Genomic DNA, 24,624 nt, shown 5'->3' on the forward strand with positions numbered 1-24,624 from the left:
CAGTTAAAGATATGAACTACATGCATCTAAAATGGTTTATTTTCGTCGGACTCGCAGTCGCTGTCTTTGCCTGTAGTAGCGACCTCGAGGTTGAGCCTATCGAATTACAAACCTTGTACCAGGTATTTGATGAAAACGACTCGGCAGGCGTCGAGGCTAACCGGTTTTTATTGGACTGCTACCGCTTCCTGCCTGAGACGGGGAACCGCGTAGGGGGAGATTTTTTGGATGCCGCTACGGATGATGCGGTATCTTCAAACCCGACCAACACTTCCGTACAGCAATTGGCAATGGGAGCGTATGCGTCCGACAATTATCAAGATAACCGGTGGGCTTCCTGCTACCAAGGAATCCGTCGCGCAAGCATTTTTATTGCGAATATCGATCGAGTACCCTTGAAGGGGAAGCTGGCCAACGGAACTTCATTTAATCGGGTATGGAAAGCGGAAGCCCGGTTTCTGAGGGCGTTATTTTACTTTGAACTGGTCAAGCGCCACGGTGGAGTACCTTTGCTCGGTAATAAAGTATATCAACTGACTGATAATATCGAACTGCCCCGTCAGGATTTTCGGGAGTGCGTAGCGTTTATCGTCAGTGAATGTGACGCCATTAAAGACAGCTTGCGGACCGATCCGTTTAACCTTGCTTTCTACGAAAGACCAACCAAGGCGGCCGCGTTAGCGCTCAAAGCACGGGTGCTGTTATACGCGGCCAGCCCGTTGTTCAACGGGGAGAATATCGATCCGCAAAACTCCCTTACGGGATATACAGACTTTTCTGCCAACCGGTGGGAAGTGGCAGAAAATGCGGCGCGCGACATCTTGGAACTGAATCTGTTTGCACTCGAACCGGAGTTCAAGGACGTATTCATAACCCGGAATCGCGAGCGTATATTTTCGAAACAAGGCGGAAATAACACCAGCGTAGAGAACAATAATGGGCCTGTGGGGTATTCCTCCGGAGTCAATAACGGTCGGACAAGCCCTACGCAGGAGCTGGTAAACGCGTTTGGTATGGCCAACGGGCTGCCCATAGACGATCCGAATTCCGGATATAACGAAAATGATCCCTATGTAAACCGGGATAAGCGCTTTTATGCCACCATCTTCTATAACGGTGCCCCGTGGCTAAGCCGTCCGGTGGAAACCTTTGAAGGGGGTGCCGATAAGCCGGGGGGGACGAAGCAGCAGACGAAAACCGGTTATTACCTGCGGAAATTTATGGGAAATTTTGAATCGGCCGTCAATTATAGCAACGTAAACCACGATCATATTCTCTTTCGTTATGCGGAAGTGCTGCTGAATTTTGCTGAAGCACGCAATGAACGGTTGGCCGCGCCCGACCACGAGGTATATAGCGCGGTGGAGCAAATCCGGCAACGCGCCGGACTGGTGCCCTTCCAGCTTCAGGCCGGCCTCAGCCAATCGCAGATGCGTGAAATTATCCGGAACGAACGCCGCAAGGAACTCGCTTTTGAGGAGCATCGGTTTTATGACGTAAGAAGATGGAAAATTGCTGAACAGGAGTTTAACAAAGAATTGTCCGGGATGACCATCTATCAGACCGGCACCGGAGTCATTCGGCAACCCATTCCGGTATTGAAAATGAATTTCGACGAACGGATGTATTTGGCGCCGATTCCGTTTAGTGAGGTCATCAAAAATCCACAAATGATACAAAATCCGGGTTGGTAATCAAATCGTTAACTTCTATTGGAAATAAGTATGAAAAGGGGCATATATTTTTTACTGGTCATGGTGGCAACGCCCGTTATACTCGTTGCACAGACCGTAGTCTCCGGTATTGTAAAAAATACCGAGGGGCCGTTGTCCGGGGTGACCATCTCGGAGAAAGGCGGCAGCAATGCAGCCCAGTCTGATCAAGACGGCCGGTTCCGTATCTTGTTGAGTAAAGGCAGGAGCGTATTGGTGTTCAGCAGCGTGGGGTATATCACACAGGAACGGTCGGTTACCGGTGAAAAGGAATTGGAGGTGATCCTGCAGTCGAACGTCCAAGATATCAATGAGGTGGTGGTGGTTGGCTACGGAACGACTAAGAAGTTGACCAGCACCGGCGCGATTAGTTCAATCAAGGGAGCGGATATACGGCATATTCCCACGGCTAATGTGCAAAATACCCTTGCAGGTAGGTTGCCTGGGTTCGTGTCGGTACAGCGATCGGGACAGCCCGGCAGGGATGCTTCTGATTTTTATATCCGTGGCGTAAGCTCGCTTAATCCGGACGGAAACCAGCCCCTGATTATCGTAGATGATATTGAATATACATATGAGCAACTGTCACAAATCAATGTAAACGAGATCGAGAGCATCTCGATCCTGAAAGACGCGTCGACCACCGCAGTGTTTGGCATTAAAGGCGCAAACGGGGTGTTGGTAGTAAAAACCCGTCGTGGAGAATCCGGCAAACCAAAAATCAATGTTCGGTTGGAAACCGGAGCACAAAGTCCGGTAACCCGCTTGAAATTCCTGAATGCCTACGAAAGCGCGCTGCTTTGGAACGAAGCAATCGCCAATACCGAAGGAGATAATACCAACCAGCCGTTCAGCCCCGAAGCGCTGGAACATTTCCGGCTGGGTGATGCTCCGTATGCTTATCCCGATGTAAATTGGTACGAGCGGATATTCAAACCGGTGAGTTTCCAACGGAACAGCAACGTGGATGTAACCGGGGGCAGCGAGAGTATCAAGTACTTTATCTCCGGCGGCGCATTCTCCCAGGATGGCAATCTCTATAATTTCGAAGATCACGGAGACCAGGTCAATAATAATTACTATTACCGGCGGTTCAATCTGCGATCCAACCTCGACGTCCAAGCAACCCAAAGCCTGCAATTGCGCCTGGATTTCCGGGCAAACTTTAATCGGATAAACGCGCCTAGGGCAGGCAACATTGTAGGTGAAGTGTTTAACTTCAATAAAATCCGTCCGTGGTCGGCCCCATTTCTTAACCCCGACGGGTCTTATGCCTATGCCAACGATACGCAGGATTTGTTGCCGACCATCAATGCCCGGTTGGCAACAGCTGGATACCGGCTGGACCGGCGAAACGACCTGAATATCCTATTCGGTGGAACGCAGGACTTAGCGGCCATCACAAAGGGACTTTCCTTTTCAGCCCGTGTTGCCTATGCGAGTGTTGAATCTAATGGACGTGAGCAGGCAAGGGATAATTTGCCGGTATATCAGTATTTCCCCGAAACGGATTCATACCAGCTTAAAGGTGGTGCGCCATACGTTTTGAGCCCCTATACACTCCGTGCTTACCAGGGTGATTACAATAGCCGGGTAAATGTACAGGCCAACTTTAATTATGTCAGGTCGTTCGGCGAACATCAAATCAACACGCTATTGCTTTATAACCGGGAGTCCTATAATACCAAAGGCGACAAACAATCCAATTGGATTCCACAGAACTTCCAGGGATTTACCTTCCGGACCGGCTATAACTACAACGAAAAGTACCTTGTGGATATCACGGCGGCCTACAATGGATCCGACCGCTTTCAGGCCGATAAGCGGTACGGGCTTTTCCCCGCCATATCGGTAGGGTATAACGTGGCGAAAGAATCGTTCATCAGGAACAGGTTCGATTTCATCGACTTGCTTAAGCTCCGTGCTTCTTATGGGGTGGTGGGTTCTGATAAAGTGGCGGGCGATCGCTATCTATACCAGCAGGTTTACAACACAGGCGGCAGTTATTCGTTCGGAGAGACCCATCAGAGTGTCGGTACAATTTACGAGGGCAACCTCGGCAACAGCAACGTGACCTGGGAAAAGCAAAATTCATTTGATGTCGGACTGGACTTGAGTATCCTCAAGAATAGGTTTTCGCTGATGGTTGATTATTTCCACAATATTCGATATGACCAATTGGTCACTTCCCAGTCGCTGCCACTCAACATCGGAGTAGGAGTGTCGCCCACCAATATCGCGCGCGTAAGGAACCGAGGGGTGGAGTTCGAGCTGAACTACAACGATCACATCGGCGCGTTCAATTACAACGTAAAAGGTGTGCTAACTTATTTTAAAAATAAGGTGCTCTTTCAGGATGAACCTACACCCGCTTTTCCGTGGCTACGATTAACGGGGCATCAGGTAAACCAGCCCATGGGGTATCTGTTCGACGGTTTTTATACCGAGGAGAACATCGCCGAAAGTGCAAAACCTGCAGGTGGCTACGAAGTGCGCCCGGGCGATCTGCGCTATAAAGACTTGAACGATGACGGCGTGATCGATGATTTCGACCGGACTGCAATCGGCAGACCGGATATACCAAACACCAGTTTTGGCCTGACATTGGGAGGAAGTTATAAAGGATTTAGTTTCAATGTGCTGCTGCAAGGGACCACGGGATATAGCTTCAGTGTGCAGGGAAGCGGCATTGAGCCGTTTCAGAGTCAGTTTCAACCCATCCATCAGCAACGGTGGACTCCTGAAACCGCTTCGACTGCCCGGTTCCCCCGGTTGACAACAAACCCGACGACCATCAACAGCCCGTCGTCCTATCTGTCTGATTTTTGGTTGATTGATGCTACCTACCTCCGGTTGAAAACCGTTGAACTGGGCTACCAACTGCCCGATCGCTGGCTGCCGTTCAAGATGAACAACGCACGGGTTTACTTGAGTGGCTATAACTTGCTGACGTGGACGAACTATTCGCTCTATCAGCAGGATCCGGAAGTCACTTCGAATACAGCCGGAGATGCCTATCAAAATCAACGGGTAATCAATTTAGGTATTCAAATCGGGCTCTGATGATAGCGTGAAATATACTGACCAAATTAAACTAAAAGCCATGAAACGTCCAATATTCAGCATGATACTAGGATTTGTCCTGGTTGCCTCCTGCGATAAGCAATTCGAAACGCCACCTCACCCAGGTAGGATGATCAAAGAATTTAAATTAGAAAGCGGCCAGGTTGGGGCAGCAACCATCTATCGCGAGGGCGACGTGTTCAAAATATTGGTGCGGGTCGATTCCAAAACCGATCTGACGAACATTACGCCAATTATTACCATTTCTGATCAAGCGACGATCAGTCCGGAATCCGGTAAACCGATTGACGTGTCGGCCACGAAAACAGTCATCTACACGGTCACTTCCGCATCCGGATTAAGTCGCCAGTGGGAGGTTGAGTTCAGGGTGTATGAGTCCGGTATTACCGATTACGATACATATAGCATCGCTACGTCAACCGGATTGGTGTTGCAAACAGCGGGGAACATGGACTTTAATGAAAAGTATTGGGCGAACGCGACCATGACGGTAGCCGCTGCAGAAGCGACCACGGCGGAGAATCTTCAGCGGTGGCAGGAGTGGGATCTCATCTATCACACTACGGAAAATGACGTCCGTTATTATCAGCTACGCAACCTCAACAGCGGGATGTTCCTCCAAGCTGCGGATGCCGGGGCGCCTGTGACACAAAATCCGGAGCTGAAGACCAATGCCGACCTGCAACTCTGGCAGATCGAGGAGTCAACGGAGACCGGGCAATACGAGATTTCCAATAAAGCCAACGGGCTCTATCTGACCCTTAGCGGCCTTGGCGTAGCAAACCTGACTGTGGTAAACGCCGAAAAGCAAGAAAGTGAACGCCAGCGGTGGACCCTCACCAAGCTTCCGAAAGACAGCTACCGGGATGGCGATGTGACCCAGTTTTTTGCCCGGACTACCGGATCAGTGGCGTTTGATCAGGGCACCAGCATTCCGCTTTCCGATGGCCGCATACTTTGGGTTACCCAAGATGCGTGGTATGAAGGGAATCTCACGCCCAACGGCCGGCTTTACGGTGATCGCTTCATCTCTTACACGAATTCCATTATCATTCAATCAACCATTGACAACTGGGACCCAAGGTCGCCGATGATGACCAGGCAAGGGGCCCATCACAACATTGGCAATATCTGTCCCATTCCGGCGGGTGCAGGCCGGAACTGGGTCGGCCCCGGTGTCGAACTCGGCGATTACGTCTATCTCCACGGCGGTGAAGGAAACGGTCTTGACGATACCGACCAGGCGATTTACAAGCTGAAAAAGGAATCCGGCAACGAATGGAACCAAGTTGAACGGTTAGCCATACCGGGCATGACCGGTCAACTGGATATCAGTTACAAGGACGGCATGGTGAAATCCGGCGATGGATATGTGTATGTTTACGGGGAACGTGCAAAACCGGAAACGTTCGGGTACAATACCCTTTTGTATGTGGCACGATTCCCCCACGAAAATCCAACCAGCTGGACATTCTGGGACGGAACAACCTGGGCATCAGCGCCTTCAACGGCTTCGGCTGCGGTTATCGGAGAAGGAAACGGTACGAACAACTTCGGCTATTTAAACGGAAAGTACCTCCATTTAACTATGGACCAGGGTTTCTATTGCGGCATTCCGTCCCTCAACATGTATATATCCACGTCCGCTAGCCCCACAGGTCCGTTTACGGAGCCCAAACTCGTGTACAGCTTTTCGGAGTATTACAAAGGATATAATGCGCGGGTATATACGCCGATTATCCATGCGGCATCGCAAAACGGCAAAAATGAGCTGCTGCTCACCTATAGCATTAATTTTGGTGCCTGTGCGGAAAATAACGAAAATAACGTCAAAGAAGATGATGGCAACCTTGATCCCTATTATTATCGGGTCAAGGGGGTGCGCGTACCTTATGAAATGATTGGGCTTTAGGCAATACGACTGAAATTGCCCCGTTACCAATCTGGAAAATCAAGAGGGCTTCCCAAGGGTTCCCTTTCGGACGATTGGTTGCGAAAATTGCATGTAGATAGGAAGTTGAATAGTAAAACAAAACAAATGGCGAAACCATCTTTTTTAATACTTTTTTTCATCACAATCACCATTCACCGGCCTCTGGTAGCGCAGGAAGCGTATTTCATCGACGGTTATCACGGTGGCGTCTACGGGCACTATCCGGCAGGACAAACGGCCTTTATCACTAAAATGTTGAAGCAGTATCCCGACTGGAGCATCAATATGGAAGTGGAACCCGAAACATGGGACGTCGTCAAGCTGCGTGACCCCGTAGCGTATGAGGAGTTCAAGAAATTGTTTGAAGATCAGTCGATCCGTACAGGACGGGTCGAGTATATAAATCCTACGTACGCACAGAGCTACTTCTTTGCTACCTCCGGTGAAAGCAATATCCGCCAATTCTCCTACGGTATAGAGCTGTTGCGGAAGCACTTTCCGTCGGCGGTATTTACCACCTACTCTGCCGAAGAACCCTGTTTTACGAGCTCACTTCCCTACATCCTGAAATCGTTCGGATTCAAATACGCTTCCACCAAAAACCCCAACACCATGTGGGGCGGTTATACCCGGGCGTTCGGCGGGGAGTTGGTCAACTGGATCGGTCCTGACGGTACCGCCATCACTACGGTGCCTCGTTATGCCGTTGAAGACCTTCAGCCGGGCTCGACGTGGCAAAGCATCGCCTGGTTTAACAGCAAAGATTATATCCAAAAATCGCTTGACGCGGGAATCCAACATCCCGTCGGAATGTGTATTCAGGATGCCGCTTGGAGCCAGGGATGGGCAAAAGGACCGTGGCTGGGCCAGGATACCACACAATTTTATACGCCTACCCGGTATACAACGTGGCGCAACTACATTGCCAATTATTCCATCGGAACGCCCGATGAAGATTGGTACTTTACCCAAGAAGATGTCCTGACCAGCCTGGTATGGGGGAGTGAAGTAATGAATACCCTCGCACAGGAGATCAGAGGGGCAGAAAACACGATTGTACAGGCTGAGAAAATGGCAGTGTTTGGATCCTTGGTCGGAAACATGCAATGGCCCAAGCGGTTGATTGACGAAGGGTGGATCAAGTTACTGCTTTCGCAGCATCACGACTGCTGGATTGTTCCCTACAACAATCTCCAGGGTGGACGCACCTGGGCAGATCACGTAACCGAGTGGACCGGAGTGACCCATCAGAACAGCCAAGTGATTATCGACCGATCGCTGAAAGCTCTGAACAGCAAAAGCGGACAACGTGCGGTTAGGCTATTTAACACATTAGCGGTCGACCGGAATGAAATAGCCCGGGTTAAAGTACCTTCTACTTGGGGCCATTCTTCCTGGGAAGTAATTGACCAGCAAGGTAAAGCATATCCCACACAGCTTATCAACGAAGATGGGAGCACGTGGATGCTGTTTCCGGCAAGTGTTCCTTCCTTTGGCTATTCAACCTATACCATCCGGAGAGGAAAAGCAACCACCGGGCACGCTGTATCGTATCGTAAGGAAAAGGGTAAATATATACTCGAAAGCGATTTGTACCGGCTCGTTATCAATCCGGAAAAAGGCGGCGTAATCGAGAGCCTGATTGCTAAGAAAATGAACAACAAAGAGTACGTAGACCCCGCCAGTTCGTGGCACTTCAATGAACTCAGAGGCTATTTCGGCGAACAAGAAAAGTTTATATCCAGCGCCGACCAGCCCGCCCGTATACGGGTGGTAGCACAAGGGCCGCTGTTGCTTCAGCTAGCGATTGATGGTTTTATTGGTGAACACCCGTTTACGCAAACCATCCGGCTTCAACAACAGGAGGAGAAAATAGACATGGGCGTGTTTATCGATTGGCAGCGCAATCCGGCCATTGGCGAAACCGGCATCGCTTTCAGCGCCGAAAACCCGAGAAAAGCATTTTATGACGACCGTTATAAACTACTGGTCTGTTTTCCGGCTGCCATTAATGACCAGCAAATTTATAAGAATGCTCCTTTCGATGTATGTAAGAGCCAGTTGGAAAATACCTATTTCAATCGGTGGGATGAGATTAAACATACGATCGTGTTAAACTGGGTAGATCTCGGAAGCAACAGCAAGGATAACAGTCTGGCCCTGTTTACCGACCATACCACCAGTTATGTACACGGCAGCGATCATCCGTTGGCACTTACGCTGCAATATTCGGGCAGGGGATTATGGGGGAGGGACTATACCATAACCGGTCCCACCGATATCTCTTATAGTCTGATGCCACACGCCGGTCAATGGGATAGCGACCGGATTTGGACTAAAGGTGAACTCGCAAACGAACCGTTGGTGGCCACCTTGATCGACGCACAAGCCAATGACGTTGCACAGCAATCCTATTTGTCCATTCAAGACAATGCTTATGAGCTGGTATCCATGGAAATAAAAGGTACAGACCTGTACATCCGGCTCTTTAATGCGCAAAGTGATGATGCCGATAAGCAAATCACATTCGCAGGAAAAGCGGATACGATTGAGTGGGTGGAGTTAAGCGGTGAAACCTCGAAGGCTGCACAATACACCGCCACGGGCAACCAGAAGACGGCCATTATGGCCAATATTCCCCGTTTCGGTATCCGCACCATCAAACTTAGCAACGCGAAAATAGAATCATTACCTTAGCGTTGGCTATGTTTCCGTTGATCTCGTCGTTATTCAATTATTTATTCGGTACGGATTTCTCCTGGCCGATACCCACTTTCGGGTTTTTTGTAGCGCTATCATTTATCCTTTCCTGCTTGGTATTCCGGAGCGAATTCGATCGTAAGGAAAAGGAAGGATATATCGGCGTTGTTGAAGAAAAGGTCAAAGTAGGCGTGCGGCTTAAACTGTTTATTTTGATAGGGTATGGGTTGATCGGCTTTTTGATAGGGTTCAAAGGCTGGGGTGTGTTTCTTGAGTATGACGCATTCCGGCATAATCCCCTTCGCTGGTTGTTTTCAGATAGCGGTAGCTGGAGTGCCGGCGTGATAGTACTGTTATTCTTTTGGTTTTTTTTATTTCTTTCGCAACGGAAATTGTTCCTGAGTCCGCTTCAGGAGGAAACACGGAAAGTAAAGCCCAGGGATCTGATACCCACCATGCTATTATGGGCGGGTGTAACGGGATTTTTGGGCGCAAAAATCTTCAATGTCTTTGAAGATAATCGATTATCCGGGGCGCAGGGCCTTATGGAGCTACTGGATTCCAGCGGACTGACCTTTTGGGGTGGGCTTTTCTTTGGTGCGGCGAGTTATTTATATATCGGTATCCGTAAAGGGATCGATTGGAAGCATCTGGCAGATATCGGCGCATTGGGCATGTTAATGGCTTACGGCGTAGGCCGGATGGGGTGCCACCTCTCCGGAGACGGAGACTGGGGAATCGTGAATAAGTACGAAAAACCCGTTGAATGGCTGCCGCAATGGGCATGGTCATTCCGGTTCCCCCATAATGTTATCAACCAGGGAGAATATATACCAGGCTGTTCCGGCAAATATTGTGCTATACTTCCCGAAGGTGTTTTTCCTACTTCCTTATACGAAGCCGCCACAATACTGTTTGTTTTTGGTGTGCTTTGGTGCGTAAGGAAGAACATAAAGGTACCGGGGATGATGTTCGCTATTTACCTGTTTGTGGTCAGTATGGAGCGGTTTCTGATTGAATTTATACGTGTTAACTACAAATTCGATGTATGGGGCGTTGCTTTGTCAGAAGCCCAGTTAATCAGTATAGCGCTCCTGTTGTTGGCGGTGGTTGTTACCGTTTGGTTGGCTCGTTACGAAACATAAAGCTTTGCCTTGCCAAGTTCAACAAGTTTTGCATTGTTGTTTGTCTGCCCGAAAGTAAAAACCGTCCAACAAAACCCTAAAAATGTCAATGTTGTTTTTTTTCCCATTTGCTCAATCGCTTTCCGGTAATTCTCGACAATCCGTTCTATGGATATAAGTTGCGAACGACGACAACAAATAAGGCCATCCTCGTGCGGAAGCCATTGCATTCCTGTATTTTTCATGGTTCTCCCCATGATTTGAAAATTGTTCGTGTATGAGATGGAGGCAAGTTTGATTTTCTTTAACTTCCTCAAATTGGATATGCACAACACTGGCCTTGTCGGCATCAGGTTCGGGATTCCGCTCAAACGTGAGTTGCCATTTCATTGATAGACTTCGACCGCTATCGACAGTTAATACCGTGCCCCAATCACAACGGAACCCATTCGGACCAATTTCGCTGCACAATCCGTTTGAAACAGGATCTATACTTAATTCGACTAATTTTTCGTTCGACCAGGTATATTCTTTCGGCCACCAATGTGTTAACCTGTTAACAAAGCAATCAAATGCCTTTTCACGCGGGACTGATATTTCAATTTTTGTCGTCAGTGAATCCATAGCTTATTTTGTTATTAATCGTTGGTATCTATTTGACTTTTTTCGGCTTGAAATGTTTTCCCCTTTACACTGTCTTATACTTATATGCTTACCACGGATCGCATATTGGCGAGGAAATCAGGCTTTCAGTTTGGGAACTCAAGGCGCATGGAATCAAGTGTGGCATACGTTCCAAAAATATCTTTGAAAACGGCATGAAGGTTTGCTTTAGCAACGCTGCCGGACTCCTTAGGGGAGTCAGTTATCTGGGCTAACGAATTGTTGATATAAAGTGTAAACGCAATTAGTATAAATCTTGCAGAAAATAGCCGAATGGTCATGATGATTTTTATGGGCACCGGTTAAGCCGATTGTTAGCGTATTTGTTTATCTGTCACCAAATTTAATGTAAAGCTGAGATATCTTTACAATATGATATTTCTATACTAATGTTGGTTTTTTACTCTGCAAGAACATTCGTAATGTTCGCTAATGTATTTTATTGATTCAATACAAATTTCTCTGAGGATGTCAGTATTGATGTCAGCAAGCCTTTTTACATATATACAGGCTTTGCTCATTTTAAATTTTCCAAGGTCAGTCAATAGTTTTTTGCTTTTCACAGTGTCAGAGTAAACATAGAGTGTCAAGGCTGCTTTCCTTGGCGAAAACGCAAGAACTGGCGCATCTCCTTCGTGCCCACTTGCGTATTTGTAATGATAGTTACCAAATCCGATTATGCTGGGTCCCCACATTTTAGGTTCAGCGTCTGACCATTCTCGTAATAGGTCAATTAGTTGATAACTGTCGGCTTTCTTTTGTTCATCATCAACATATAAATTTATAAAATCAGTTATGTCCTCACCCGTATATGTCGTTTTTGTTTTTGCCATTTAATAAATATTTTGTTCGATTTCCGTTGCAAATCGTGGTCGGGCTGTGTTAGTCAGCGTAAATTCCAGTCCATGGAATGCCCGGCGGCCTGTGCCTAACCACTGAAGAGATAGTAGGTTCTCATTCAAAAAAATGCCCCACGCATATCCGGGAAGTTAGATATCGTTTCAAATATAAGAATTAGGTTTTTCATTTTAGCCCGCTGGGAATCAAACGTTTCTCAAAATTTAAGGAGATTAGCCCTGCAACCGCCGGGCCGCGTCTGAGGCAACAATGAGTCCTGCCGCCATCATGATCACGTCTTTCAGCACCAGGCGGCCAGCGCCGGAAAGGTAGGGGAATCCGTAGTGCGGTGTGGGGAAGTCACCGCCTAAATTGGGTACATAAACTTCTGGCGTGGTAAGAAGGAAAGAAAGCGTGACAATAGACATAAGAAATGTCAATAATCCTCCGATGATCCCTAGTTTGGCCGACCAGATACCTGCCAGGGTCAATAAGCCGATGATAACGATAACAGAACCCAGTCCATAAGAAAACAGATAGGTGCCATTTGCGCGGTGCCACTCGATATTTTTAGCAACGGTTTTTCCTTCCGGATTCTTATACTGTTGATACTCGGGTGCTGGCTTGGTATAGAAGAAGCTCATCAACGGACTATTCGCAACAAAAGGCACGATGCCGTCCGCTTCATATTGAAACGCCTTCAAGCCACCAATCCAGGCCATGACGATAAAAATGGCAATCCGTGCAAGATGAATGAAACCCCGTTGTCCGCGTACTAAAAGGTCGATAAAACTATTCATGTTAACCGATGTTTACCGGGCCGAAATTAAGCTGCCCAGGTATTTTACGGAATGGACAAACAGCGATCCGTCATGGACTTTTTTGCGCGACGATGGAAATGCCGACCTGCTCCCGGAATTTGGAAGGCGAAACGCCGACACGCTTCTTGAAATATCTGCTGAAGTAATGCTCATCATCAAATCCCAGCCTGGACGCGATTTCTTTAATAGATAAGTAGGTGAGATGCAGTTGCTTTTTCGACTCCAGTATAACACAATCTTGGATCAACGATGAGGGCGATTTACCAAGCTGCTGTTTTATTTTCTTGCTGAATGCACTTAAGCTCAGATTCAGCTTTTCTGCGTAAAAATAAGGATATCGGTGAGTTGTAAAATTATCGGCCAGCAACTGCTGAAATAGTGAACCTTCCTGCCCAAGTGCGGCATTCGGCAAAATGGCCGAGTCGATAAGCGCTTTTTTCGCTTTGCTTGATAGCGCCAGTATGAGCTGTAAGTAAGCTTTGATGACCGACTCGGAAAATGAGGCATTGGCGGAAAGTTCAGTACGTATCTTACCGATGATCAGCTCGATTTCCTGGTATAGGTCATTGTTTACGGCAACGAAAGGTTGGAGATAAATGTTGTTGAACAGCAATCCGTTGCAGGCCACTTCTTCTTTGTGGTATTCGATGCAGTAAAAGTCGCCATGAAACCGTATCCGTGTGGCAGACGTTAGGGACGCTCCTTTCCAAGACAGGTGTTGATAAGGGCTGAGAAATAACAGCGCGGTGGATGTGTTTTCGTAATCCGTGAAATCAACCATGAATTCCGTCGGGCACGGCAGCAAGATGATCTGGTAGTGTGAGCTATCTTCCCAGGAAGAATGCGTTTGTATGTTTACGGTATCGATGTGAAAAAGCATAGTGTCAAAAAATTCATCCCTAATGATTAGGGGCTGTCAGGCCAAACCTGTGTGAAGTTATGATTTTTCCTTGGGTTGTTACCTGCGTTGATATTTTGACAAATCGACTTATTTTACATTACGTCCATAAAACCAGTACACTACACGGTAAATTACACCCTCCAATTATCTAAGCGATATACTGCGTTCGCTCCCTGGCAAACGAAAAACCAAGCCCTGCGCCTTTACAATGATTAACTCGTCTGTTTCCATAGTCGCTGTTTCCCACTTTTACTATTCATAGATTTGCGCCGTCAGTGAATAACTGCCAAGTTCGGATATCCACATCAACATATTGGCCTCCTTACAATATTACAGGACCTGTCTGGTTTCCAGAAGGGTTCGGTTTATTTCGCCCAACATTTCCATTGTTCTTTTTTCTTTGTCGGATATGGCTTTTAGCAGGTCAGATGCTTGTTGGATGTATTTAACGTCTTTCGTTTCACTTACTTTTTCAAATAATTGCGAAACCAAGGTCCAGCGTTCTGCAATCTCTACAAATGCTTCGTGTCCTGCTTTTAATTCGTCGATTTTCAGCAGGTCGTAACTTTCTTTCAAAAAATCACGGTATAGATTTCGGAATAATGCACCACCGGTTCCCGCTTTTTCCATCATCATTGCAGATGTCTTAAACTCGTTTTCAATGTCATTGCTACTATTAAACCATTTGACTATTTCTCTGCTTGCTTTTACAATACCTTTATAGCCTATGTTCGTTATCGGTGGATTTAGATAGTCACTCGCGTTATTTCTAATTGCCTTAATAATCGAGGTTTCTAAATTCGTTTTCTTATCAGTCTTACTCAGCGTATAATACAAATTTCTTGAAGACATGGGGCCCTTTTCGGCTCTTGCCAATGCCAAACTTTTCAAGCTCGTCTTTACGCGACAGCCTTGTTGCTTTGTGTCCACCAAAAAGGCGTTTTCGTTATCATAGCCATAGATAGCTGCATAGTGTCCTGCAAAATGAAATGGCCGTGAAAAATATTCTAAATGAAAACAGTCTAATTTCAATCCGACCGCTTGCCCGCTGTCAAGCAGTTCTTTTACATTTTTCCACGCTTTTTGCTTCGATGTAGTTTCTTTAACGGTTAATTCAAGGTTTAGATTTCTCGCAATATTCCGAGTTAGAAGGTCAGTTTTGATTCGCCCACCTATAAAAGGGAAACTCATTGTTTTCATATTCCAAAAAATGAAACCCAATCCTTCGCCAAGCCCAAAAAGCATAGGCTCGGAAAGTTCAATGCCGAGTTGTCTTAACAGCGTTCCTGTCGCTGTCGTCTCGCAATGTTGTCCGTCAAACGCTTTTATATTTTCTATTTTCATTGGTTACTGCGATGTTGTTTTTGGCTTCATATTTTTTCACTCATGAAACCACTAAGGTATAAGTTTTTGTTAACAGATAATTGCCCCTTTATTCAAGGCGCCAGCGGTAATATCGCCTTCATACACCATTTAGAAACAGCAGCCCCGTTTATTTTACTTTCTCTGATGTAAACCTTGGCTTTATTCTGGTTGTTTTAGGGGCGCTTTTAGGTTATGTGGGATAGCGTTCAGTAGAAAAATAGTAGAAGATGAGTTTATTAATAGTCTGCGGCTGTTCGCTTGGTCATGGGCGATTATTTTGTCTATAATGTGTGCGGTAATGGCCAACCTGTTTGTATTTGGGACGCCATATTTATCACTTATGGTTTTGTTTCCTCACTTTTTGTTGACCCTTTTTATCTTAATCTTTAACATTCAATGGTAGCGTTATAGTAAGGGCAGGGGACAATGAAAAATCACATCAAAATAAATCGCGTAATCAAAGGCTTCTCTCAGGAAACGTTGACCCGAGCGGTCGGAGTAACCCGGCAAACAATCAATGCCTTGGCTGCGAAATATGTGCCTTCCACAGTTCTAAGCATTAAAGCTGGCTCGTGTCAGGGTTGCAGGCTATTTCATCAATAGATTCTTTGTAATTTCATCAATTTATATATTGTAAATTCATCAATAAATGCTTTGTAATTTCATCAATACCTGTATCTTTGTACGAAGGAACTGACTGAGGAATCCGATTTGACATGTTTATCGAACGACGCTTAACGCAACAGATTAACGCGCAACGGGACAAATTTCCCGTACTGGCAATTACCGGTCCCCGCCAATCAGGAAAGACAACCCTGTTGCGGCGACTCTTTGAGGGGTATGAATATGTAACCCTTGAAAACCCGGATAGTCGGCAATTTGCAGAAACCGATCCGGTTGGCTTTCTCGATCGGTACGAGCGCCATGTAATTTTCGACGAAGTACAGCGTGTGCCGCAATTATTTTCTTATATACAAGGCCGAGTAGATGAAAGCGGACTTATGGGTCAATACATTCTTTCGGGTTCCCAGAATTTTCATTTACTGAAAAGTATCACACAATCACTCGCGGGAAGGGTGGCACTATTCAAGCTTCTACCGCTGGATTTCTCCGAGCTCCTCTCGAAGCAATTATTAGCAGACGACTATACCATCGCGGCTGTCAGTGGGTCATACCCGGCGATTTTCGATCGCGGTATCCAGCCGCATATATTTTATACGAACTATATCCAGACGTATGTAGAGAAGGACGTCACAGAGCTTTTGAACGTCCGTGACACCAGGCAATTCCGGCAATTTCTGGCACTATGTGCAGGGAGGGCCGGTCAATTATTGAATATCAGCGCATTGGCTAATGCATGCGATATTGCCTTCAATACCGCAAAAGCCTGGCTATCTATACTCGAAAGCAGTTACCTGGTTTTTCTTCTCCAGCCTTACCACCAAAACCGCAATAAGCGACTCGTCAAAACCCCCAAATTGTTTTTCTACGATACGGGTCTGTTATGCCATCTATTAGGCATCAAAACCGCGGAGCAATTGGAAACCGACCGGTTAAAAGGCAGCGTGTTTGAAAATATGATGATTGCCGAATATCAAAAAAGAAATTTTCATCTATACGAACATCACGAGTTTTTCTTTTGGCAGGATTCCTCCGGTAACGAAATCGACTTACTTTGGCAAGAAGGCCGCACGTATAACGCTGTAGAAATAAAGGCCACTAAAACTATCACGAACGAACTTTTCAAGCAATTGGATAAATTCGAAGCCCAGGGAGCGGTTCTGGCGCCAATACGTAAAATTCTGGTGTATGGTGGCGGCGATAATCAACGGCGTAGCCGTTACGAAGTTAAAAGCTGGCGGACGTGTTGTTAACACCAATGGCTAATTAGCTAATTTCTTAAAATAGTCCAGGAAACCTTATACGGTCGGGTATTGCGGGCCAACACAATGTTAGCGGTTCGGGCTTTTGTCATTCGTTTCAAATTTTAGTAGCTCGGTATAAGGGTCGCCTGTCAGCCCAAGTGCCAATGCAAATGCTGGTTCCGTCTTCCGTCCTTGCCGTTTGAGTTTAATAATTTGTTGTCTGAATTTTTCTCCGTGTTTGTTCAGCAAATTATGTTCAACTATTAGATGTCTGTATGCAAATTGTTGTCTTGTCGGAATACGTTGTCCAAAAATCTCAATTTCAAAACCGTCCAAAAAGAAATTGGCAACAATAGCCAGGGTGTCTAAACTTGGCTGCTCCCTGATCGTAAAACTTCTTTCGTTGCTAAAATTGTCTTTGACTGATTTTTGAAACTCTTGTTTGTCCGCGAAACAGCAAATAATATCAAGGTCGCTATTTTCAATGTCAATGTTTATGGGTATTGTCCCCACAAGAATGGGGTCAAACTGCTTAAGTTTTGATAAAACTTGATTGTTCGTCAAGATAGCATATGCTTGTCGTTGTCGGTCGTTGCCATGTTGCAAATATTCTATATTGTCAAAATTCATATTCACAAACTTAGTTTTTCAGTTTCTAATTTCCCTTACGTTCAACTTAAAATCTTAAATGATGGAATAGCTACAATTGTGAATTACTATCTTGGCCTAAAATTCTGAAATAATCGAAGGGAGTATTGTGACGTGATGATGGAAGGTATAAATGAACTATATGAAAAGCTTGCCCGGCTGGAAAAGGAGAACGCAGCGCTTAAACTCAGAAACGACGAACTGGCGGACTTTTTCGAAAATGCCTCCATACCGCTTCACTGGGTGGATGGAGAAGGTATCATTGTTTGGGCCAACCAAGCCGAGCTGGATGTGCTTGGCTACACAAAAGAAGAATATGTCGGATTGCCCATCAGTAATTTCCATGCAGATCCGGAGGCGATACAGGACATTCTGACCCGCCTGTCCAATAATGAAACGCTCCATAATTATTCGGCCAGGCTCAAATGCAAAGATGGATCGATCAGGCACGTATTGATCAGCTCCAATGTCTTGAGGACGGACGGTAAATTCGTACACACAAGATGCTTTACCAAGGATATCACATCAATCGTCGAAGAGGAGAAGAGAAGGAATAGCTTACTGCTTCAACTGGAAGAAAGCGAAGCGAGGTTAAGGATGGCCATAACGTCCACCAATCTTGGTACGTGGGACTGGGACACCCAAACAGCGAATATCTACTTATCAGCGGAGGGTAAAAGGATATGCGGCTTCCCTTCGGAAGAACCGGTTTCTTTTGAAAAGCTCTCAGATCTCATCCATCCGGATGACCGGCAACAGGTAGATCAGGAGGTAAAACGCTCGACCGAATCGGGCATCGACGGCCTTTACGATATAATATTTAGAATCCACCGGTTTGACGACCATAGGCTATGCTGGGTAAGGGTACAGGGCGCTGTTTACCTGGACGCCAAAAGGGATTCAACGCGGTTCACCGGCACGATGCTGGATATTACCGATATTAAACAGGCAGAAGAAAAAAGTGCTCAGTTGGCAGCCATTATCAGAACTTCCAATGACGCCATCATCAGCATAACTTTGGAGGGGATTGTCACCAGCTGGAACGCTTCAGCGCAGCGGATGTTCGGTTATACTGCTAAAGAAATGATCTGCCAGCCAATTTCGAAAATAGTGCCCGAAGACCGGCAGGACGAGGAAGTGCATATCCTTCACGGCTAAGGAACGGCTTGGAGGTAGAGCATTTCGATACAAAACGCCTGACGAAGACAGGAAACCTGTTAGACGTGTCCCTCACCCAATCACCCATTAAGGATGCGAAGGGAAATATCATCGGCGTATCCAAAATAACCAGGGATATAACCGGAAAAAAACAGGAAGAACGGCGAAAGAATGATTTTGTAGCGATGGCCAGCCACGAACTGAAAACGCCATTGACCGCTATCACCGGGTTTGCGCAGATATTGATGAACCATTCCAAAAAGGCTGGTGATGATTTCAGTTGGCGTGTGATGTCAAGAATCGAGGTGCAGGCCAAAAAAATGAGTTCGACGATTCAGGGCTTTCTCAATTTGGCGAGAATCGAAGGTGGGAAAATCGAGCTTCGGAAGGAGGTTTTCGAATTGGATGCATTGGTGAGCGAAATTGTGGATGATGCCAAATTGTTAGGCACAAAACACTTTTTCAAGTTGACAAACAGTGAACCGGCGACCGTATATGCCGATCGCGAGAAAATAGGGCAGGTGCTGATGAACCTGGTCAGCAATGCGATCAAGTATTCTCCAGCTGGAAGCACCATAACCATTGGCTGCGAAAAAATGGCCGGCAAAGTTATCCTATCCGTACGTGACGAAGGTATAGGGATCAGTGCTGCAGATCAAAAAAGATTGTCTGAACGTTTCTATCATGTAAATAACGAAAAGATTCAAAACACAACCGGCTTCGGTATCGGACTTTACCTTGTTTCAGAAATCCTGCGCTACCATAATAATAGCAGTATTCTGGTCGAAAGTGAGGAAGGCAGGGGCTCGATATTCTATTTTGAAATAGACGTTCCGAGCCGCTAAATGTTAGCGCCTGTACTTGTGAAGCGGGGTCGGAAATGCCTCCCCCATTTTCGTTTCTCGCGCAATGTACCGGGTCGCTATCACGTTGGCATTTTCTTCATAGAAGCGCACTAACCTCCTAGCGGGAATACCTAGTGCTATGCCGACTGCCAGAACCTGTTGCCTTTTGTGTAACCGTCATATATGCTATTCTTTGAATCTAAGTTTAGTTGATAAATTTCATTCCATCAAATATAATCGTAAACCTGTGTACGTAAACCTGATATGTCATGACAACATGCCGTTTGCGTGTTCCTTAGTGTGTATTCGTCTCGTGATAAAGTCTGGTAGATTTACATTTTTGGTTGACAAAATAAAAAACATATTTATTTTTGTAAACCCTTTCGCGATTTGTTTGTCAAACTAACCGAAAGGAGTATGATAGCTATGAACCAACTATTTGGAGAACGATTTAAATCAGCCCGCCTACTGAACGGATTTTCATTGCAGGGTCTTGCCGATGCCTTGGGCAACAAAGTGACCAAGCAAGCATTACATAAGTATGAGAAAGGAGAGGTGGTGCCGGATAGTGAAAAACTATCGCTGCTAAGCGATGCGCTTAATGTGCGTCCGGATTATTTTTTCAGACCGATGGCGGTAGAGCTTGGTCCGATCGAGTACCGTAAGCTTAAGCGCATGCCCGCTAAAGAGGAACAGAGGATCATTGAACAAACCCGAGAATACCTATCGCGGTATTTGGAGCTGGAGGAACTGTTAGGTGTCAAATACGAGTTCAAAGATCCGTTGAACGATTTTCCCGTAATACGTGAGTTTAAGCAAATCGATGAAGCCGCACTCGAGCTCCGAAAGGCTTGGAACCTGGGATTGGGGCCGATTTTTAATATCCCTGAATTGTTGGAAGACAAGCACATCAAGGTTGTCGAAATCGATGCTGAAATTTCATTTGACGGTTTGCAAACCAAGGTAAATGGTAATATCCCGGTTATTGCTTATAACAGGAATATTGCTGATAAACTTGATCGCGTACGTTTCACCTTGCTGCATGAGCTTGGTCATTTGCTGTTGAAGTTCGATCCGCAACTAACCGAAAATCAGCGGGAGAAGTTATGCCACCAGTTTGCAGGAGCAATGCTTTTGCCAGAACAGACTATCCGCGAAGAGCTAGGTGCTCACCGAAACCGGCTTTCAGTTACTGAGCTCGGTCATATAAAAAGTCAATATGGGATATCCATGCAAGCATTGGTTTACCGGGCCAATTTGCTTAATATTGTCAATGACAATTATAAAAACCAATTTTTTAATATGATGAAACAGATGGGGTGGCGCACTGAAGAACCAACTGTTTATGTCGGTGTTGAAAAAGCAACCCGGTTTGACCAATTGCTCTATCGGGCAATCGCCGAGGAGTTGATTTCAATAAGCAAAGGAGCAGCACTTAAGAATATGAAACTCTCCGACTTCAGGAGCCAATCGTTGGTTATGTAAGATAGGTGATGAAGCTTGCTATTACCGACGCCTGTATTTTTATCGATCTTCACCTATTGGACTTAGTGGTGCCGCTTTTCGAATTGGATATTGAGGTACACACCTCACTTGATGTATTCAATGAACTTAATGAAGAGCAGCGTCAACTGTTGTCCGCATACTGATCCATGGATAAACTTACCGTACATATCCTTCAGCAATCGGATCGTGAAGCAATGCGTGGATTTGGTTTTCCACGCTCATTATCGGAGATGGATTGCACTGTGCTATATTTAGCTGAGCGTCTCGATGCTATGGTATTAAGCAGTGATAAGGTGGTGCGTAATTTTGCTAAAAGGAAGTCAATCGATTATCATGGTATGTTATGGATTTTTGATGAACTGGTCAGGCAGGAGCGTATTGGGGCGGCCACAGCGGTGGAGAGTCGATGCTTGCTCCGCAATATGATTATATTCTTGAGCGGTATTTGTTAATCTACAAGTTCGACCACGGAAAAAAAGCTGATCTGAAGGTGGTTTTGGTAGAATTAATAGACCGTCTTTTCTCCAAGGAGTGGAACAGGCTCTGTGATGACGGCCTTTTTTATAGCTGCTATGCGCTCAACTTCCGGGACAAAAAGGTAAAAGCCATGTACAAGCAACTCCAGGACACTTTGCGTGGGTGTTAGGGACTTTGCTGGAGGAATGCAAGCAGCGGGGCATTATTTCAGTTGGCGACTGCCAATCGACAGCCGATCTGATTTTCGTCTTAATTGACGGAGCTTATTACTACCTGAGCCTGGTGAAAGATGCGGAAGAGTACGAGCAGAAGATGGAGGAAAGCAAGCAGCATGCGCTGCGGCTGATTAATATGCGCCCCTCTGCTTAGTTATTCCGTAGATACCGCTTCTGTGTCGCCGGACGTCCTTCGCCGCGCGCTGCGCTTCGCCGTGGTATAGCGGATAACATTGAATAGTGCGATTAATACCCATACCGCATTTGCAGCAAGATTAGGTGGAACGTCAAAGTACAGTGCACTGATTACCAACCCCACCCCGCCGACTACATTCAATAGCTGGTAAGCGGGGTGGTCAAAACCGGAGTATTTTCAGGTTAAGGAGCAAATAGGCAATGGTGCAAAAAATAAAACCAAGCCATCCAATAATGGTAACCGTTGATGCTGTCATGGGAATGCACGTTTACCGGGCTAATGTACTAAACTTGGTTGGATGGAAAGCAACCCCCATCCACCGGTTGGCGGATAGGGGGTTGTGCAAACACATGAAAGACTTTTTTATGGAAGGCAATGTGTGCCGAATATTGCTGGACCCGAGCGCGGCTGTACGATTTTGTGCCGCTTTGGGACGTTGATACGCCGGCAAGCGACGCCCAAACTTTGCGGCCGGGCGCCAGCTTGTGGAACATTGCTTACTTTGCCAAAATCAGCCAAAGCATGGAGCGATGGCGATTTGGTTTACCTAATACCGATGGATTTTTCTTATTTCTTCAATGCTCATACCTGATTCCATCATTCTCCGACGTCTATCAAAATAGAGAAATGTCCTAATGTTGTATTCATCAACTTCGCTCGTTTGCGTAATCTTCTTCACAATGCCATCCCCTCCAATCCACACATAATGCGGTACAAAACGATGAGGAAACAGTTTCGTCAAAACCGTATCCTCTACCACGCTCGGTGTTTTTAATCCATTGGAAAATTTCATGGAACTGATTAACGCCGTTAGCACATCGTGTATTTTATTAGCTGACGTCCGATCGGGTCGGTAAGGATTTCTAGCATTGACCAGCAGAAACTGGAGCCCTGTAAATCGTTCAGGCAAACCATCTACCCGGTAAAAGCCCATATAGCACGGTGTGCATCCTTCGCTCCAGAAATCCAAAATCATCAACTCATTTTGCCGGTAATCGTTAAGCGAAACAGTATCTAGGCCTTGCGGATGATTAACAACCCTCAACGGATAAGACCAAAGTTCGTTAGGTATGGTGTCCCCTACTTGAAGTTCTTTCACCCATTCTTGCGAGAAACCTACGCTACACATCCAATAAGGAATAAAGATTATTATTATCAAAATACGAATCATGTCGTTCAAATTTAGCGTCAATTATTACCGATATTACCAGGTATTTTAGTGATTTCCAATATATCCTGAGGTAGCGGAAGCGCATATTGCGGCGAATTAGGCTCCAATGTAAACACCTCATTGCCTAACTGTCTTTTTAGCACAATCTGATGTCCCTCCTTGTTCAGACGTTTCAAATCCATCCAGCGTACGCCTCGATACAACAACTCCTTTCTCCGCTCCTGCAATACGATGGCCAATGCAAGTTGAGGATCCTGTTCAGTTATGGGTTCGAAAACCGCTCCATCCCTCCAGCGGTGCTGCAATAAATGATTCAAATCCGTCAGTCCTCCATTTACATCCCCCATCCGGACTTTGCATTCAGCCAGGGTCAGGAATAATTCATCGGTGGCCAAGCCTGAAAACGGAAATTGCGGGGAACGTGAATAACTTCCTTTAAACCGTTTGTAATTCCCTACCACCAGAAAAAACGCTTGATTTCTGAGGTCATCCGGGTGATAGGAGGCCACCAACAAAGAATCTACGAACGTATCATTCCTGGGAAAATGAATACCTCCCGCAGCCACTTCAGCATAAAAAATAGTTTCTTTGGTATAGCGTGCAAACGGCGAATTCGCAGCGATTGTTATGCCGTCGGCAGGGTCATTGTAATTCATCAAATCTTGCTTTAGCATTAACGACTTTTCGGCTGCTTCCATAGCACTTGGATAATCTCGCATCGAGAGATATACCCGCGCTAACAGCGCATAAGCAGCCGATTTTGATGGTCTATTCACATGTTCGGGTAAATCCGGAAGATACTGAACGGATTCGCTTAAGTCATTAACTACTTGTTTATAAACATCTTCAACGGAAGTTCTCACACTTGGCACATCAGGATTCGAAGTTAACCGCATTACGATGCCCAAATCTGTGGTTGCGGTCTGCTTATCATATGCGGGCGCAAAAGCCCAGGCCAAATGAGCAAAATAAAACGACCGGTAAAAAAGCGCCGAACCGTAAACATTATCCCTAATGGACTTTTCGTCTTGCCCTATGGTTACTCTATCCAGGTAATCCAAGCAAAAATTAGCGGAAAATATCGGCCACGATGCCGCCGACCAGTCATTCGGGTAGATATACTCGAAAGGACGCCACGTATATAGCGCCTGATTTCGCTCGGCCAAAGGAAAACCTTGATACCGTGGCAATGTCACGAAATAGTCGTCCGAAGAAGCGTCCGCAAGCATCGGTGTCCGTTGAAAATTCATTGCAGTTGGATTGTCCAAAATCGCTTGAAGATGTCCAATCGTGGTTGGTATGGCCACGTTATTGGAATTTTTGACATCTATATATTTTTCGCATGATGTGCCGACCAACAACAGCAGCAATATACTTACTAAAAAACCCTTTTTCATAAAAAA

22 protein-coding genes are annotated in these 24,624 nt (G+C 46.0%); 13 read left to right on the forward strand and 9 right to left on the reverse strand.

The window, feature by feature from the left end:
• Positions 1-11 precede the first annotated feature (11 nt).
• From BM030_RS15945 to BM030_RS15965, 5 genes are all read left to right on the forward strand, one after another.
• On the forward strand, positions 12-1,694 hold the full coding sequence (locus tag BM030_RS15945; protein WP_244518999.1) for a RagB/SusD family nutrient uptake outer membrane protein: 1,683 nt from the start codon (positions 12-14) through the stop codon (positions 1,692-1,694).
• Positions 1,695-1,724: 30 nt separating this feature from the next.
• A complete protein-coding gene (locus tag BM030_RS15950; protein ID WP_090974599.1) occupies positions 1,725-4,775 on the forward strand; it encodes a SusC/RagA family TonB-linked outer membrane protein in 3,051 nt (1,016 codons plus the stop codon).
• A 40-nt stretch (positions 4,776-4,815) separates the two neighbouring features.
• Entirely contained in the window at positions 4,816-6,708 is a 1,893-nt protein-coding gene (locus BM030_RS15955) for an RICIN domain-containing protein (protein ID WP_244519001.1), read from the forward strand.
• 126 nt (positions 6,709-6,834) lie between these two features.
• Complete coding sequence (locus BM030_RS15960; protein ID WP_090974601.1) at positions 6,835-9,426, forward strand: glycoside hydrolase family 38 N-terminal domain-containing protein; 2,592 nt, start codon at positions 6,835-6,837, stop codon at positions 9,424-9,426.
• Between the two features lie 8 nt (positions 9,427-9,434).
• A complete protein-coding gene (locus BM030_RS15965) occupies positions 9,435-10,574 on the forward strand; it encodes a prolipoprotein diacylglyceryl transferase (RefSeq protein ID WP_090974602.1) in 1,140 nt (379 codons plus the stop codon).
• A gap of 111 nt (positions 10,575-10,685) precedes the next feature.
• Here the strand turns inward: BM030_RS15965 and BM030_RS15970 are convergent, their stop codons facing one another.
• The 5 genes from BM030_RS15970 to BM030_RS15995 all read right to left on the reverse strand — a co-directional run bounded on the left by BM030_RS15970 (position 10,686) and on the right by BM030_RS15995 (position 15,119).
• The gene (locus tag BM030_RS15970; RefSeq protein ID WP_090974603.1) at positions 10,686-11,177 is read right to left on the reverse strand and encodes an SRPBCC domain-containing protein; all 492 of its coding nucleotides are present in this window, start codon (positions 11,175-11,177) and stop codon (positions 10,686-10,688) included.
• Positions 11,178-11,602: 425 nt separating this feature from the next.
• Positions 11,603-12,049: a DUF1801 domain-containing protein gene (locus BM030_RS15980; RefSeq protein WP_090974605.1), complete on the reverse strand. Its 447-nt coding sequence runs from the start codon at positions 12,047-12,049 to the stop codon at positions 11,603-11,605.
• A 237-nt stretch (positions 12,050-12,286) separates the two neighbouring features.
• Complete coding sequence (locus BM030_RS15985; RefSeq protein ID WP_090974606.1) at positions 12,287-12,853, reverse strand: DUF417 family protein; 567 nt, start codon at positions 12,851-12,853, stop codon at positions 12,287-12,289.
• 70 nt (positions 12,854-12,923) lie between these two features.
• On the reverse strand, positions 12,924-13,754 hold the full coding sequence (locus BM030_RS15990) for an AraC family transcriptional regulator (protein ID WP_090974607.1): 831 nt from the start codon (positions 13,752-13,754) through the stop codon (positions 12,924-12,926).
• A gap of 351 nt (positions 13,755-14,105) precedes the next feature.
• Positions 14,106-15,119: a BtrH N-terminal domain-containing protein gene (locus BM030_RS15995; RefSeq protein ID WP_090974608.1), complete on the reverse strand. Its 1,014-nt coding sequence runs from the start codon at positions 15,117-15,119 to the stop codon at positions 14,106-14,108.
• Between the two features lie 737 nt (positions 15,120-15,856).
• On the opposite strand from BM030_RS15995, the gene BM030_RS16000 reads away from it, so the two are divergent.
• Positions 15,857-17,014: an ATP-binding protein gene (locus BM030_RS16000; protein ID WP_090974609.1), complete on the forward strand. Its 1,158-nt coding sequence runs from the start codon at positions 15,857-15,859 to the stop codon at positions 17,012-17,014.
• 78 nt (positions 17,015-17,092) lie between these two features.
• Here the strand turns inward: BM030_RS16000 and BM030_RS16005 are convergent, their stop codons facing one another.
• On the reverse strand, positions 17,093-17,635 hold the full coding sequence (locus BM030_RS16005) for a DUF4269 domain-containing protein (protein ID WP_090974610.1): 543 nt from the start codon (positions 17,633-17,635) through the stop codon (positions 17,093-17,095).
• A gap of 135 nt (positions 17,636-17,770) precedes the next feature.
• Between BM030_RS16005 and BM030_RS16010 the strand changes: the two genes are divergently transcribed.
• From BM030_RS16010 to BM030_RS20365, 7 genes are all read left to right on the forward strand, one after another.
• Complete coding sequence (locus tag BM030_RS16010) at positions 17,771-18,811, forward strand: PAS domain-containing protein (protein ID WP_090974611.1); 1,041 nt, start codon at positions 17,771-17,773, stop codon at positions 18,809-18,811.
• Positions 18,812-18,819: 8 nt separating this feature from the next.
• A complete protein-coding gene (locus BM030_RS20360; RefSeq protein ID WP_090974612.1) occupies positions 18,820-19,656 on the forward strand; it encodes a PAS domain-containing sensor histidine kinase in 837 nt (278 codons plus the stop codon).
• 426 nt (positions 19,657-20,082) lie between these two features.
• A complete protein-coding gene (locus BM030_RS16020) occupies positions 20,083-21,141 on the forward strand; it encodes a helix-turn-helix domain-containing protein (protein WP_244519003.1) in 1,059 nt (352 codons plus the stop codon).
• 5 nt (positions 21,142-21,146) lie between these two features.
• Positions 21,147-21,305: a hypothetical protein gene (locus BM030_RS19880; RefSeq protein WP_211657631.1), complete on the forward strand. Its 159-nt coding sequence runs from the start codon at positions 21,147-21,149 to the stop codon at positions 21,303-21,305.
• Positions 21,306-21,308: 3 nt separating this feature from the next.
• On the forward strand, positions 21,309-21,614 hold the full coding sequence (locus BM030_RS19700) for a PIN domain-containing protein (RefSeq protein WP_139215923.1): 306 nt from the start codon (positions 21,309-21,311) through the stop codon (positions 21,612-21,614).
• A complete protein-coding gene (locus BM030_RS20500; protein WP_090974614.1) occupies positions 21,569-21,808 on the forward strand; it encodes a hypothetical protein in 240 nt (79 codons plus the stop codon). Before BM030_RS19700 ends, BM030_RS20500 begins: the two co-directional genes overlap by 46 nt.
• Positions 21,802-22,008: a hypothetical protein gene (locus BM030_RS20365; protein ID WP_139215924.1), complete on the forward strand. Its 207-nt coding sequence runs from the start codon at positions 21,802-21,804 to the stop codon at positions 22,006-22,008. Before BM030_RS20500 ends, BM030_RS20365 begins: the two co-directional genes overlap by 7 nt.
• Here BM030_RS20365 and BM030_RS16035 read toward each other — a convergent pair whose 3' ends face one another.
• The 3 genes from BM030_RS16035 to BM030_RS16050 form a co-directional block, all read right to left on the reverse strand.
• Entirely contained in the window at positions 22,009-22,191 is a 183-nt protein-coding gene (locus BM030_RS16035; protein ID WP_090974616.1) for a CBU_0592 family membrane protein, read from the reverse strand.
• A gap of 406 nt (positions 22,192-22,597) precedes the next feature.
• The gene (locus BM030_RS16045) at positions 22,598-23,179 is read right to left on the reverse strand and encodes a TlpA family protein disulfide reductase (RefSeq protein ID WP_090974618.1); all 582 of its coding nucleotides are present in this window, start codon (positions 23,177-23,179) and stop codon (positions 22,598-22,600) included.
• Positions 23,180-23,238: 59 nt separating this feature from the next.
• The gene (locus BM030_RS16050) at positions 23,239-24,618 is read right to left on the reverse strand and encodes a RagB/SusD family nutrient uptake outer membrane protein (protein WP_090974619.1); all 1,380 of its coding nucleotides are present in this window, start codon (positions 24,616-24,618) and stop codon (positions 23,239-23,241) included.
• Positions 24,619-24,624 lie beyond the last annotated feature (6 nt).

It is taken from the genome of Parapedobacter composti (genome assembly GCF_900112315.1).
Classification (GTDB): Bacteria; Bacteroidota; Bacteroidia; order Sphingobacteriales; family Sphingobacteriaceae; genus Parapedobacter; species Parapedobacter composti.